General features: G+C 68.4%; 1 protein-coding gene. It reads left to right on the forward strand.

The window, feature by feature from the left end:
- Positions 1-237, forward strand: a 237-nt coding sequence (locus CVH10_RS17915; RefSeq protein ID WP_146143020.1) for a BLUF domain-containing protein, incomplete at its 5' end; no start/stop codon positions are given.
- Positions 238-402 lie beyond the last annotated feature (165 nt).

The following is a 402-nucleotide window of genomic DNA, read 5'->3' on the forward strand; positions in this document are numbered from 1 at the left end:
CGGACCTATCAGCGAATCGCGCGCGATGAGCGTCACCGCGCGCTGGAGGTATTGTCGCAACGCGAGGTCGCCACTCGCGAGTTCGGACCATGGAGCATGGCGGAGCGGCGCGGTGACGAGGCGAACGACATGTTGTTTGACCGGATCGGAACGCTGGTCGCGGGGGCGTCCCCGTCGGTACGCGCGACCTTTGACCATTTCGCGAAGATCCACCGCGAACCCCGGCCGCCCCAATGAACGTCGGCGGCGACCGCCCGTAACGACCGCCGGTGTGTTCGCGCCGTCGTGGGGCCTGCGGCAGCCGCGAGGGCGCGAACCGCAGTTCAGGCCGTGAAAGCCGCGTTGATCGTCAGCTTCACCTCATCCGAGACCACCGGCGCCGCGAAGCCCAGGCCGAAGTCG

The organism is Halomonas sp. ND22Bw (assembly GCF_003011945.1).
GTDB lineage: Bacteria > Pseudomonadota > Gammaproteobacteria > Pseudomonadales > Halomonadaceae > Halomonas > Halomonas halophila.